10 protein-coding genes are annotated in these 13,451 nt (G+C 68.6%); 4 read left to right on the top strand and 6 right to left on the bottom strand.

The genetic code is table 11. From position 1 onward, the window contains the following. Nucleotides 1–86 precede the first annotated feature (86 nt). Nucleotides 87–1,550 (bottom strand): SDR family NAD(P)-dependent oxidoreductase, encoded by a 1,464-nt coding sequence (locus AC1DC5_RS07465; protein ID WP_476864712.1) that lies wholly within the window; start codon nucleotides 1,548–1,550, stop codon nucleotides 87–89. Between the two features lie 86 nt (nucleotides 1,551–1,636). Then, on the bottom strand, nucleotides 1,637–3,058 hold the full coding sequence (gene glgC / locus AC1DC5_RS07470) for a glucose-1-phosphate adenylyltransferase (RefSeq protein WP_441404320.1): 1,422 nt from the start codon (nucleotides 3,056–3,058) through the stop codon (nucleotides 1,637–1,639). Nucleotides 3,059–3,154: 96 nt separating this feature from the next. Between glgC and glgA the strand changes: the two genes are divergently transcribed. Continuing rightward, nucleotides 3,155–4,360 (top strand): glycogen synthase, encoded by a 1,206-nt coding sequence (glgA, locus tag AC1DC5_RS07475; RefSeq protein ID WP_476864713.1) that lies wholly within the window; start codon nucleotides 3,155–3,157, stop codon nucleotides 4,358–4,360. Nucleotides 4,361–4,449: 89 nt separating this feature from the next. Here the strand turns inward: glgA and AC1DC5_RS07480 are convergent, their stop codons facing one another. Both AC1DC5_RS07480 and AC1DC5_RS07485 read right to left on the bottom strand, forming a co-directional pair. Further along, entirely contained in the window at nucleotides 4,450–6,609 is a 2,160-nt protein-coding gene (locus tag AC1DC5_RS07480; protein ID WP_476864714.1) for an acyl-CoA dehydrogenase family protein, read from the bottom strand. After that, nucleotides 6,606–7,367, bottom strand: a complete 762-nt coding sequence (locus AC1DC5_RS07485; protein ID WP_441404321.1) for a TetR/AcrR family transcriptional regulator — start codon at nucleotides 7,365–7,367, stop codon at nucleotides 6,606–6,608. The genes AC1DC5_RS07480 and AC1DC5_RS07485 overlap by 4 nt, the downstream gene beginning before the upstream one ends. A gap of 68 nt (nucleotides 7,368–7,435) precedes the next feature. On the opposite strand from AC1DC5_RS07485, the gene AC1DC5_RS07490 reads away from it, so the two are divergent. From AC1DC5_RS07490 to AC1DC5_RS07500, 3 genes are read left to right on the top strand one after another with little or no spacing between them, the layout of a single operon-like run. Next, the gene (locus tag AC1DC5_RS07490; protein ID WP_441404085.1) at nucleotides 7,436–8,809 is read left to right on the top strand and encodes an acetyl-CoA C-acetyltransferase; all 1,374 of its coding nucleotides are present in this window, start codon (nucleotides 7,436–7,438) and stop codon (nucleotides 8,807–8,809) included. Between the two features lie 9 nt (nucleotides 8,810–8,818). Further along, entirely contained in the window at nucleotides 8,819–10,174 is a 1,356-nt protein-coding gene (locus tag AC1DC5_RS07495; RefSeq protein ID WP_441404086.1) for a 3-oxoacyl-ACP reductase, read from the top strand. Further along, a complete protein-coding gene (locus AC1DC5_RS07500) occupies nucleotides 10,171–11,082 on the top strand; it encodes a MaoC family dehydratase (protein WP_441404087.1) in 912 nt (303 codons plus the stop codon). Before AC1DC5_RS07495 ends, AC1DC5_RS07500 begins: the two co-directional genes overlap by 4 nt. 106 nt (nucleotides 11,083–11,188) lie before the next feature. On the opposite strand, the gene AC1DC5_RS07505 is transcribed toward AC1DC5_RS07500, so the two are convergent. Both AC1DC5_RS07505 and AC1DC5_RS07510 read right to left on the bottom strand, forming a co-directional pair. Continuing rightward, the gene (locus tag AC1DC5_RS07505) at nucleotides 11,189–12,319 is read right to left on the bottom strand and encodes an FUSC family protein (RefSeq protein WP_441404088.1); all 1,131 of its coding nucleotides are present in this window, start codon (nucleotides 12,317–12,319) and stop codon (nucleotides 11,189–11,191) included. A gap of 63 nt (nucleotides 12,320–12,382) precedes the next feature. After that, entirely contained in the window at nucleotides 12,383–13,447 is a 1,065-nt protein-coding gene (locus tag AC1DC5_RS07510; RefSeq protein WP_476864715.1) for a glutathione S-transferase family protein, read from the bottom strand. Nucleotides 13,448–13,451 lie beyond the last annotated feature (4 nt).

Consider the following 13,451-nt stretch of genomic DNA (forward strand, 5'->3'; position numbering starts at 1 on the left):
TGGACCCACGTTACGTTCCGGCCCGGGACCTCATCAGGGCCATAAGGCCCGTTGCCCGCACGGACGGCCCTGCGTGCCGCGCGCGGTTACCAGGGGCTCGGCTTGTAGTCCTTCAGGAAGACCCCGAACTGGTCCTCGCCGGACTCGCCCATAACGATCGGGTCATAGACCCTGGCTGCCCCGTCGACGAGGTCCAGCGGGGCGTGGAAGCCCTCCTCCATCAGGCGCACCTTGGTGTAGTGCGGCCGCTCATCGGTGATCCAGCCGGTATCCACGGCCGTCATCAGAATGCCGTCGGCGTCGAGCATCTCCTGTGCACTGGTCCGGGTCATCATATTCAGGGCCGCCTTGGCCATGTTGGTGTGCGGGTGGCCGGGGCCCTTGTAGGCGCGGGAGAACTGGCCTTCCATGGCGCTGACGTTCACGATGTACTTCCGCCTCGCGGTGGAGCGCTTCATCGCCCCGCGCAGCCGGCTGACCAGGAGGAACGGCGCGGTGACGTTGCACAACTGGACCTCGAGCATTTCCAGGGGATCCACTTCGTCCACCACCTGCGTCCAGCTGTTGATCGTGGCCAAGTCCGGAACCAGGCCGCCGGCGTCGATGGCGGTGCCTGAGGCGATCCGCTCCAGCGACGCGGATCCGGTGGACAGCGCCAAGGACGTGATGGCGTCGCCGGCCAGTACCGGGTGCTCCAGGACGGTGCTCGCCAGGGCGAGCGGGTGCTTGTCGTGGGCGTGGCCGAAGGTCACCAGTTCGGGGCCGCCGTTTGCGGCCTGCAGGGCTGCCGGAAGGGGCTCGTCCTCGGCGTCGACCAGCGGCTTATACGCGTTGCCGGAGCGGCGGACGGTCTGGGCCGCGTTGTTGATGATGATGTCCAGCGGGCCAGCGGCGTCCAGGGAGTCGGTCAGCGCCATGACCTGGGAAGGGTCGCGCAGGTCAATGCCGACGATCCGCAGCCGGTGCAGCCACTCGCCGCTGTCCTCCATGGCGGCGAAGCGCCGGGCGGCGTCCTTGGGGAAGCGGGTGGTGATGGTGGTGTGGGCGCCGTCGCGGAGCAGCCGCAGGGCGATATACATGCCGATCTTCGCCCGGCCGCCGGTGAGAAGGGCGCGCCGGCCGCTCAGGTCCGTCCGCGCGTCGCGCTTGCTGTGGCTGAATTCGGCGCACTCGGGACAGAGCTGGTGGTAGAAGGCATCCACCTGGGTGAAGTGCTGCTTGCAGATGTAGCAGGGGCGCGACTTGATGAGGTGGCCGGCGATCTGCCCGGTCGCGGAGGGCGCGAGCTTGTTGCCGCGGGTTTCGTCGTCGATCCGGTCCGGGGCCGCCGTCGCCGTCTGCGCGATCACTGCGCGGTCCGCTTCGGCGATCAGGTCGCGCTTGCTGACCCGGCGGTGGCGCTTGACGGCCTTGAACATTTTTCCGGTGGCGCGGCGCACCGATACGTAGTCCGGGTGCTCCTCGTCGTAGACGTGGATGCTGTTGAGGACCTTCAGGCAGGCCTGGATTTCCTCGGGGGTCAGATCGGACGGCAGATCGGGGGAGCTCATTTCCCTAATTTTACAGCCTGCAGGGAGCCCGGCCCGACGCCGGTGCCGGGCTCCCGTCCGTTCCGGCGCCTCGCCGGAAGAAAGGCTCAGCTCCCCTTGGGGGACCCAGTGCCGGGGACCGCGACGCCGACGGCGGCGGCCTGGACTTCCGCCACCTTGTCCACCGACTCCCGCAGGGCAGGCCAGTTCTCCGTGGCGGCCCTGACCGCATCCGGCACCAGAATCAGGTTGGCGGCCGACAAGGCGCGCTCGTCCTCGCCCGGTTCGGGGACAAGCTGCCCCTTCGACAGGACGGTGATGCCTGAATCGGTGACCTTGAAGCCGCGGGCCCGGTCCAGCTCGGGATCGAGGCCGATCGCGGCGCCCGCCGGGACCCGGACGTTCTTGTCGATGATGGCGCGCTTGACGACGGCACCTTCACCGATGTTGACCTTGTCCATCAGCACGGAGTCCAGCACCCGGCTGGAGGTGCCGACGTAGACGTCGTTGGACAGCACGGAGCCTTCGACGATGCCGCCGGAGATCACGGTGCCGCTGGCGACGATCGAATCCAGGGCGGTGCCCACCGTGTTCTTCTGGCCGCGGACGAACTTGGCGGGCGGGGAAATGCTCTGCCGCGTGTAGATGGGCCACTCGGAGTTGTAGAGGTTGAACACCGGCACCGGCGAGATGAGGTCCATGTGCGCGTCGTAGAACGAGTCGATGGTGCCGACGTCTCGCCAGTACGTGCGGTCGCGTTCGGTGGACCCGGGGATCTGGTTGAGGGTGAAGTCGTAGACTCCGGCCTCGCCCTTGTCGACGAAGTACGGAATGATGTCACCGCCCATGTCGTGTTTGGTGTCCAGACGCTCGGAGTCGACGTGCAGGGCTTCGACGAGGGCGTCGGCGTTGAAGACGTAGTTGCCCATGGAAGCGAGGAACTGGGTGGGGTCGGCGGCGAGGCCCGGGGTGGAGGACGGCTTCTCCACGAAGGCCGCGATCTTCTCGGGGTTGTCCTGGTCCACTTCGATGACACCGAACTGGTCGGCCATGTGCAGGGGCTGGCGGACGGCGGCGACCGTGGCCTTGGCACCGCTGGCGACGTGCTGGTCAACCATCTGGGCGAAGTCCATCCGGTAGACGTGGTCTGCGCCCACGACGACGACGATGTCCGGATTCGCGTCGTGGATGAGGTTCAGGGACTGGTAGATGGCGTTGGCGCTGCCGAGGAACCAGCTCTTGCCCACGCGCTGCTGGGCCGGGACCGAGGCGATGTAGTTGCCCAGCTGGGTCGACATCCGCCAGGTTTCGGAAATGTGGCGGTCCAGGCTGTGCGACTTGTATTGCGTCAGGACGACGATCTGCAAATAGCGGGAATTGACCAGGTTGGACAATGCAAAGTCAATAAGCCGGTAGCTTCCGGCGAACGGGACGCCGGGTTTGGCCCGGTCCGCCGTCAGTGGCATGAGCCGGTTTCCCTCGCCACCTGCGAGGACGATGGCCAGAACTTTTTTATTCGGCATGGTGATCGCTCCTGAACGCCTTTGTACTTCCCCAAATCAGTCCGGCACGCCCGAACGTCTTCACACTAGATCAGTTCCACCGTAACGACTACCTTGGGGTTTGTGCGTATAGACATTGTGACCAAAGAATTCCCGCCCGAGATCTATGGCGGCGCCGGGGTCCACGTGGCCGAACTCAGCCGGGTACTGGCCCAGCACGTGGATCTGCAGGTGCGCGCCTTCGGCGCGCCCCGTGAACCGGGCTACCACGGTGCCACGGTCACGTCCTACGCCGTGCCCGAGGACCTCGCCGGCGCGAACGCCGCCGTGCAGACCCTAGGGGTGGATCTGCGGATCGTTCCCGACATCGCCGGCGCGGACCTGGTGCATTCGCACACCTGGTACGCCAACATGGCGGGGCACATCGCGTCGCTGCTGCACGGCATTCCGCATGTGCTCAGCGCCCACAGCCTGGAACCGCTGCGCCCGTGGAAGGCCGAACAGCTCGGCGGCGGCTACGCCGTGTCCTCCTGGGTGGAAAAGACCGCGTATGAGGCCGCGGCCGCCATCATTGCCGTGTCCGAGGGCATGCGCCAGGACATCCTGCGCAGCTACCCCGAGGTGGATCCGGCCAAGGTCAAGGTGGTGCACAACGGCATCGACGTGAGCCTCTGGAACCGGGACGAGGGTGACGACGTCGTCCGCGCCCTGGGGATTGACCCGGAGCGGCCGAGCGTGGTCTTCGTAGGCCGCAACACACGCCAGAAGGGTGTGCCGTACCTACTCCGCGCGGCCGCCCGGCTGCCCGCCGATGTCCAGCTGGTGCTGTGCCTCGGTGCCGCCGATACCCCCGAGCTCGCGGCCGAAACCGCCCGCCTGATCGAGGAGCTGCAGACCCAGCGCGGCGGTGTGATCCTGGTGGAGCGGATGCTGCCCCGGAATGAGCTCGTCCAGGTCCTCAGCCACGCGACGGCGTTCGCCTGCCCGTCCATCTACGAACCGCTCGGCATCGTCAACCTGGAGGCCATGGCCTGCGGCGCCGCCGTCGTGGCCAGCGCCACCGGCGGGATCCCCGAAGTTGTCCAGCACGGCGAGACCGGCCTGCTGGTGGACATCGAGCAGGTCACGGACGGGACCGGCACCCCGCTGGACCCGGAGAAATTCGTCACCGAATTCGCCGCGGCCCTGACCGAGGTCGTGTCCGATCCCGAACGGGCCCGCGCCATGGGCCAGGCCGGGCGGCGCCGTGCCGAGGAGCACTTCTCCTGGGAATCCATCACCGAAACCACGCTTGAGGTCTACCGCTCGGTGCTCCCCGGCGGTTCCTGACCCGCTGCCTCCAGAACAGAGACGACGACGGCGCCGCCCCGGCTGAGGGGCGGCGCCGTCGTCGTTATCGGGACGCGTCAGAGGCCGGACTATTTGCTTTCGCGGGTCTTGGCCCCGTGGCTCTTGCGGGCCAGCAGGATCTTCTCGTCCACCGGGGCGTCCCCGCTGGCGCGCTGCTGCCTGAAGTATTCGCGGGCCTCGTCCTGGCGTACCCTCTCGGCGCCCGTGGCGATCTCGGCGCGGAGGTGTTCCGGGCCGAACCCGAAGGCGTCCACCAGGTCCAGGGCATGCGGGCGGATCTTGACCAGCAGCCGGTTGATGTACTCGCCCACGGTCCGGGCACGCTGCATGGAGAGGCGGCCGTTCATCAGGTACCAGGACAGGTTTTCCTCGATCAGCGAGAGGCCGAAGAGGTCGCGCAGCCAGGTCAGAACCTTCCTGGTGCCCGGGTCCGCGACCTTGCCCAGCGCTTCGGTGAAGGCCTCCCATTGCAGCAGCTCGGCGTGCGCCTGGGCAGCTTCGATGAGTTCGTTCTGGTGGCTGTTGAACAGCGCCGCGCCCTGCTCCTGCGGCAGCCTGTTGGCGCCCTTGAGAGCCGAGCCCACTTCGGCGACCATGGTCTGCACCCGGTCGGTCAGCAGCGCGCGCTGGCTCGCCTCGTCCTTGATGGCGATCGCGGCCTTCTGCACCGAGCCGGAGTCCGCCATGAACTGCGCGACGCCGCGCAGGCCGGTGCGGTGGATGGCGGCGCCGGTGGCCTGGCCCACCACGTAGCGGGCCAGCACGCCGAAGTTCACGGTGCGGAATTCCTTGGCGTAGTCGGCCAGCAGCCGTTTGGCGACCAGTTGCAGCAGGACGGTGTTGTCACCTTCGAAGGTGGCGTAGACGTCCAGGTCGGCGCGCAGTGAGGCGAAGCGGTTCTCGATCAGGAAGCCGGCGCCGCCGCAGGCCTCGCGGCATTCCTGCAGGGTGTCGAGGGCGTGCCACGTGCTGAGCGGTTTGAGGGCCGCCGCGAGGGTTTCCAGGTCCTGGCGGTCCTCGTCCGTGTCGGTGCGGCCGGAGAAGACGTCGTCGAACTTCTGCAGGAGCTGTTCGCTGGCGAAGCCCGCGGCGTACGTCGTGGCGAGGCGGGTGAACAGCCGGCGCTGGTGCCGCTGGTAGTCCAGCAGAACTTCCTCGTCGGTCTGTGAGGAGGCGTTGAACTGGCGGCGTTCCGTGGCGTACTGGATCGCTGTCTTCAGGGCCAGCTTCGAGGCAGTGACGGCGGCGCCGTCGAGCGAGACGCGGCCCTGGACCAGGGTGCCGAGCATGGTGAAGAACCGGCGGCCGGGGCTGGCGATGGGGGAGCTGTAGCTGCCGTCGGCGTCGACGTTGCCGTAGCGGTTCAGCAGGTTGGTGCGCGGGATCCGGACGTGGGTGAAGTGCAGCCGGCCGTTGTCGATGCCGTTCAGGCCGCCCTTGACGCCGTCGTCCTCGCCGCCGATTCCCGGCAGGAAGTCCTTGGTCTCAGGGTCGCGGAGATCCATGTAGAAGGCATGGACGCCGTGGTTGACGCCCTGCGTGACGAGCTGGGCGAAGACGACGGCGGCAAGTCCGTCTACGGCGGCGTTCCCGATGTAGTCCTTCCAGGCTGCCCGGAACGGCGTGTGCACCACGAATTCCTCGGTGGCCGGATCGTACGTGGCGGTCGTGGCGATGCTGGCGACATCCGAGCCGTGGCCGGTCTCCGTCATGGCAAAGCAGCCGGGAATGTCCAGGCTCATGATGCCCGGCAGCCACTTCTCGTGGTGCTCCCGGGTGCCGAGGTGGTTCACTGCGGAGCCGAACAATCCCCATTGGACGCCGGCCTTGATCTGCAGGGAGGGGTCGGCGATGACGAGTTCCTGGAAGCCAGCCACGTTGCCGCCGTGTTCGTCGGCGCCTCCGACGGAGACGGGGAAGGCACGGTGCACGGCGCCGTGATCCACCAGGATCTTCAGCTGGCCGAAGGCGCGCTTGCGGTGCTCGGTGTGGGTCAGTCCTTCCGTCTTGTGCAGCTCCGGGCGGCCTGCGAGCGCCCGGGAGACGCGGCGGGTGTCGGCCCACTTGCCCAGGAGCAGCTCGCCCAGCGCGGCGACGTCGACGGCGGGAGCTTGCGTGCCCGGCGTCGCCGAAGCCGACGGCGTCGGAGCAGCAGGGGTGCGGGTGGCGTTGTTGCGGACTGCAGTGTTGCGGGAGGCGTCCGCGGGGCGGTCGGCGAGTTCGGTCATGTCGATTCCTTCTTTGGTTCTGACAAGGTCGGTGCTGAAGTCGGTGGTGTTTGGTTCGGGGCTGCCGTGCGCAGCTCGGGGGCGATGCCGAGGCACAGCCAGTCGGTAATCTGGCGTGCCATCGCCTCCTGGCCGGGCTTCGAGGGGGATGCCGGGCTGGCGAGCCATTGTTCGCCGGCGTTCCGGACCAGACCGATCGCCGCGTTCGGCCAGTAGCCGATCACGGCCTCGCGCCCGTCGCCGAGGTGGCTGCGCATGGGCCGGGCGATCATGTCGCTGATCGCCGCGAAGAAGTGGCCCAGTGCACCGGCGGTGGCCATGGTGCCGTTGGCGGCGTCCGCGTCCCCGGGGGCGTAGCGCGTGACGAACGTGTACACATTCGGGCTGGTTTCGGCCATCTGGAGGTACGCGGAAACCATGGCGAAGAGGCCCTCGCGGGGAGTCTGTGCGCTCTGGGCAGCCTCCTGGATGCGGCGCTGCATCTGACTCAGGACCACTTCGCCCACTGCCTGCTGCAGCCCGGCCTTGTCTCCGAAGTACCGGTAGAACACGGATTTCGAGGTGCCTGCCGCCGCGGCAATGTCCTCCATCGACGCGTCACTGCCGAGGGCGTGCACGGCCACGCGTGCCGACTTGATCAGCTCGCGGCGACGCTCTTCACGGTGCGACTGCCACCGGGAGGCGCGGCCGTCAACACTGCCGGCGCCGGCAGCGGCGGAGCCAGCCAAGGTTCCGCCGGGAAGATCAGGCTGGGGGATGTTCACGATACCCAGCGTATCAGGTACGCTGGGTATCGGTAACCCGCTTTGATCGAAGGAGACAGCCCATGTCCGTCAACGGACAGTCCGCACCCGGACCAAAGGAATCCACCCCCGCGACACCCACAGCACCCAACGCGGCGGCGCAGCTCCGCAAGGCGGTCATCGTGGGCGGCAACCGCATTCCGTTTGCCCGGACCGGGGGCGCCTACACCAAGTCCTCCAACCAGGACATGCTGACCGCGGCCCTGGACGGGCTCATCGCCCGCTTTGGGCTGCAGGACGAACGCATCGGCGAGGTAGCGGCCGGGGCCGTGCTCAAGCACTCACGCGACTTCAACCTGACGCGCGAAGCCGTGCTCGGCTCCGCACTCTCCGCAGAGACCCCGGCCTACGACCTGCAGCAGGCCTGCGCCACCGGGCTGGAGACGGTCCTTGGCCTTGCCAACAAGATCAAGCTCGGCCAGATCGATTCGGCCATCGCCGGCGGCGTCGACTCCGCCTCGGACGCCCCGATCGCCGTCAGCGAAGGCCTGCGCGAAGTGCTCCTTGACCTGAACCGCGCCAAGACGCTGCCGCAGCGCCTGCAGGTCCTCAGCCGGCTCCGGCCCAAGGACCTCGCACCCGACGCCCCCAACACGGGCGAACCGCGCACCGGACTGTCCATGGGGGAGCACCAGGCTCTCACCACCGCGCAGTGGAAGATCACCCGGGAGGCGCAGGATGAACTGGCCTTCAACAGCCACCGCAACCTCGCCGCCGCCTACGACGCCGGGTTCTTCGATGACCTGCTGACCCCATACCGCGGCCTCACCCGCGACTCCAACCTGCGCGCCGACACCAGCCTCGACAAGCTGGCCACGCTCAAGCCGGTTTTCGGCAAGAGCCTGGGTTCCGCGGCGACCATGACGGCCGGCAACTCCACCCCGCTGACCGACGGCGCCTCGACCGTGCTGCTTGGATCCGAGGAGTGGGCCGACGCCCACGACCTGCCCAAGCTGGCCACGGTCGTGGACGGCGAGGCGGCGGCAGTCGACTTTGTCCACGGCAAGGACGGCCTCCTGATGGCTCCGGCGTTCGCCGTGCCGCGCCTGCTGGCCCGCAACGGCCTCAGCCTCGACGACATCGACTTCTTCGAAATCCACGAGGCCTTTGCCGGTACCGTGCTGAGTACCCTCGCTGCCTGGGAGGACGAGGAATTCGGCCGCACCCGGCTGGGTCTGGATGGGGCGTTCGGCAGCATCAACCGGTCCCGGCTCAACGTAAACGGGTCCTCCCTGGCCGCCGGCCACCCCTTCGCGGCCACCGGTGGACGGATCGTCGCCTCCCTCGCAAAAATGCTGCACGCCAAGGGCCGCGTCGACGGCCGCCCGGCCCGCGGGCTGATCTCCGTCTGCGCCGCCGGCGGCCAGGGCGTCGTCGCAATTCTTGAAGCACACTAGGGGACTCCAATGACCGACAAATACACCCAACTCGTGACCAAGGGCGTGGGCCGGGACATCGCCAGGAAACTGGGACTGCCCCAGCCCGTCGTCCTTCGGCGCCACAAGCCGGGCCAGCCGCTGGTGACCGGCCCCGTCCTCGTCCAGGGCACCGGCAGCGGTGCCGATGAGCTGGCCTCGGCCCTCCTGTCCTTGGACCTCGATGTGCGCCGGCATGCGGTGCCTAAGGAGAAGCTGGGCGCCATCATTCTGGTGCTGGATGAACTGGCCCGCCCCGAGGATCTGGCGAAGCCGGTGCTCACCGCGGCCACTTCGCTCCGCGACCTGGCACCCAACGCCCGCGTCGTCACCATCTCCCGCGCTGCGGCCGAGGCTGCAGACCCCGCCGCCGCGGACCCTGCCGCCGCGGCTGCCCGCCAGGGCGTGGACGGACTCCTGCGCTCCCTCGCCAAGGAGCTCCGCGCCGGTGCCACCGCCAACGGCATCCTGCTCGCTGGCGGCGCCGGCACCACCAGCCCCAGCACCCTCGGCGCGCTCCGGTTCTTCCTCTCCGGCCGTTCCGCGTTCGTCGACGGCCAGTTCCTGACCGTCAGCTCCACCGGGGGCAAGCTGCCGGCCGACGCCGAGAAGCCGCTGGCCGGCCAGGTCGCCGTCGTGACCGGTGCGGCGCGCGGCATCGGGGCCGCTATTGCACGCACCCTCTACCGCGACGGCGCCACGGTCGTCGCCGTCGACATCCCGGCGGCCGGGGACCGCCTGGCGGCGGTTGCCAACGAGGTGCACGGCACCGCCCTGCAGTTGGACATCAGCAGGGAGGACGCCGGGAAGCGGATCATCGACCACGCCGTGGAACGCCACGGGCGCCTGGACATTGTGATCCACAACGCCGGCATCACCCGGGACAAGCTGCTCGCCAACATGGACCAGGGCCGCTGGGACTCGGTCATTGCGGTCAACATCGCCGCGCAGTTGCGGATCAACGAGGCGCTGCTGGCATCGGAGCACTTCCGGAACTCACCGCGGATCGTTTCCGTGGCCTCCACCAGCGGGGTCGCCGGCAACCGCGGCCAGACCAACTATGCCGCTTCGAAGGGCGGCGTGATGGGCATGGTCCGGGCCACGGCGCCGCTGATCGGCACGCACGGCGGTTCCATTAACGCCGTCGCCCCGGGCTTCATCGAAACCGAGATGACGGCGAAGATCCCGTTCGCCACCCGCGAGATCGCCCGCAGGCTCAACTCCCTGCAGCAGGGCGGCCGGCCGGGGGACGTCGCCGAAGCCATCGCGTTCCTGGCCAGTGATGCTGCCGGCGGCATCTCCGGCGGGGTACTGCGCGTCTGCGGGCAGAACCTGGTGGGGGCATGACCCCATCCGGGCCCGTCATCCTGGGCGAGATGCCGTCGCTGTCAAAGCTGTATGTCAACGCGGCGGCCACGGCCGCCCGCCGCCGGGTTCTGGGCACCCATGCGGGCAACGGGCTCCCTGCGTCACAGCACGAGGTCCGCGGTGTGAAGGCTGCAGTGGAGAACCTCACGGCGTACCAGCACCTGATCGGCGAGACGGCCAGCGATGTGCTGCCCGCCGGGTTCATCCATGCCCTGGCCTTCCCGCTGGCCATGAGCGTGATGAACCGGGACGACTTCCCGCTGCCCTTGCTGGGGATGATCCATCTGGAAAACCACGTGGTGCAGTCCGCGCCGCTGCGGTTCACGGAGACCCTGGACATCCGCGCCTGGGCGGAGAACCTGCGCGGGCACCGGTCAGGCACCCAACTGGACCTCGTGACTGAAGTGCGCCGCACGGGGGAGGACGCCGTCAGCTGGCGCGGTGTCTCAAGCTACCTGGCCAAGGGCGTGTTCCTGCCCGGCATCGACAAGCCCACGGCCGCCTCGGTGCCGGCTGACTTCAAGGCGCCGGATCCCACGGCATTGTGGCAGCTGGGCGTCGACACGGGGCGTGCCTACGCCGCCGTGTCCGGCGACTTCAACCCCATTCACCTGAGCGTCCTTTCGGCCAAGGCCCTGGGGCTGCGCCGGTCGATCGCGCACGGCATGTATCTGGCGTCCAGGGCGCTGGCGGACGTGGGCGCCGCCAAGGGCGAGGCTTTCAGCTGGGACGTGTCCTTCGAGGCGCCGGTGTTCCTGCCGGCCCGCGTCGCGCTGGACATCAGCACGACGCAGGACCCCGACGGCGCCTGGCGGCGCTCCGAGTACGTCGCCTGGAACCCGCGTTTGGGGCGCAAGCACTTCAGCGGATCGGTTGTCGCGCTATAGCGATGCCGGCCGCAACGGACGACGGCGGTGGCCGCCCCAGAGTGGGCGGACGCCGCCGTCGTTGTTTGTGCCCTTGTGCCGGAGTGCCGGCGCCGCAGCGGGATGGCTACGTGCTGTCCGCCGAGGTCTTCACCACCCGCAGCATCCGGTGCAGGCTGAGCAGGATCGATTCGACGGCGCTGGGGGCGCCGCCTGCCGCTTCCTCGGCACCAACCCGTGCCGTCAGCTCCTTGACAGTGGCGTCGGCCGCTTCGCTCAGCTCCGCCTGCCGCTCCGGGGTCTCGTCCTCGACCGAGGACAGGACGTCGCCCACGGCTGACATGGCGTCGGCGAGCGGCGCTGCGTATTCATCCGGCACCACAAAGGGGTTGTCCTTGGCCCAGATGACATCCGACAGCACCTGCGTGACGTCCTGGACGTGAAAGGTTATCCGTTCAAGGTCCCGCAGGTTGCGGTAGTCCTGGCCGATGTCGCGGGGATGGAGCCGGCGTCTGGGGTTGGCCTGCCGGCTGGCGTCCGCCTTCTCCACAGCCAGCCGGACGGAACGCGCTGACGCCTCGAGGGCACCGGACCGCTCGGACCAGGCTTCGTGCTCCGGCGGCCAACTCTCCTTCAGCGCCTTGCCCATGTCCCAGAGCTGCTGGGCGAGCGCGAGGCGCAGTTCGGCGATGCTGAGCTCGGCGGCGCGGAAGTGCAGCGGCGGGAAGACCAGCAGGTTGACGACAATTCCCACCGTCACCCCGACGCCCATCTGGAGAAGGTATCCGAAGGAGAACTGGTCCGGGTTGTGGCCGCCGACCAGCAGGACGAGCAGCGCAGCCGTCGGGATCCAGTCCCGGCCGGAACCCAGTTTGGGGAGTCCGGCCAGGACGACGCCGAACGCCATCACGACGCCGACCGTCAACGGCGTCGGGCTGCCGAGAATGAACAGGACAAAGGCCAGCCCGACCCCGATCGCGAGCCCGACGAGCGTCTGGACGCCCTGGCGCATGGAGCCGGCGACGTTCTCGTACATCGCGACCAGGGCGCCCAGCGGGGCGTAGTAGGGGTAGTCGGCTGCAGAGCCCGGCATGAACGGGGCGATCGCGAAGGCAATGCCCGCGGCCAGCCCTGCTTTCATGGCCAGCTGCAGCCGCGGCCACAGCACCGCTGAGCGGACGTTGCCGGCCACCAGTCGCCAGGCCCTCCGGGGCAGGGAGGGGCCGTCGGTGTGGGGTGCCTCGTCTGTAGTTGTCACCCGGCTCACCCTAGGGCGGGGACGTGGCTGCGACAAGTGGACGAACCCCCGGCCCGGGGCCGCCTAGCCGGCGCCGTGCCCGGGAGCGACTTCCTCCCCGGGCCGCACCGGGCCCGGCGGCGTGCCGTCGCCGAAGGGGCGGCCGCCCAGGGCTTCCCTGCCGTGGGCGCTCAGCCAGTTGCCGAGCTCCGGCCCCGCCGGAACGATCCCGGTGGGGTTGATGTCCTCATGGACGATGTAGTAGTGCTGCTTGATCTGCACGAAGTCGGTGGTGTCACCGAATCCGGGGGTCTGGAACAGGTCGCGGGCGTAGGCCCACAGCGCCGGCATTTCGCTGAGTTTCTGCCGGTTGCATTTGAAGTGCCCGTGGTAGACCGCGTCGAACCGTGCCAGCGTGGTGAAGAGGCGGACGTCGGCCTCCGTGATGGTGTCTCCCACGAGGTACCGCTGGCTGGCGAGGCGCTCCTCCAGCCAGTCCAGGGCGGTCCAGAGCCGGGTGTAGGCGGCGTCATAGGCCTCCTGGGATCCGGCGAAGCCGCAGCGGTACACACCGTTGTTCACCTCGGTGAAGACCCGTTTGTTGACCGTGTCGATCTCCGCGCGCAGCGCCTCGGGGTACAGGTCCGGCGCGCCCGGCCGGTGGTATTCGGCCCACTCGGTGGAGAAGTCCAGGGTGATTTGCGGGAAGTTGTTGGTCACCACCTGGCCGCTGGCGACGTCCACCATGGCCGGAACGGTGATGCCGCGAGGATAGTCCGGGAACCGGCGGAAGTACGCCTCTTGGATCCGCTCGATGCCGAGCACCGGATCCTTCCCGCCGGGATCCAGGTCAAACGTCCAGGAACGCGCATCGTGCGTGGGACCGGGCTGGCCGAGGGAAATGACGTCCTCGAGGCCCAGCAACCGCCGCACGATCACGGTCCGGTTGGCCCACGGGCAGGCGCGGGCCGCGATCAGCCGGTAGCGTCCCGGCTCCACCGGCCAGCCAGGCTCGCCGTTGCGGCCTGGAGTGCCGCCGCGGGTGATCCGGTCCTCGATGTAGTTGGTGTCCCGGGTGAACTCCTCGCCGCCGGTGACGTAGGCACCCTTGGTGCTGAATCCGGGGTCGTCCGTGTGTGTTTGGCTCATGGTC

The sequence above is a fragment of the Arthrobacter sp. 10L424 genome (genome assembly GCF_056395325.1).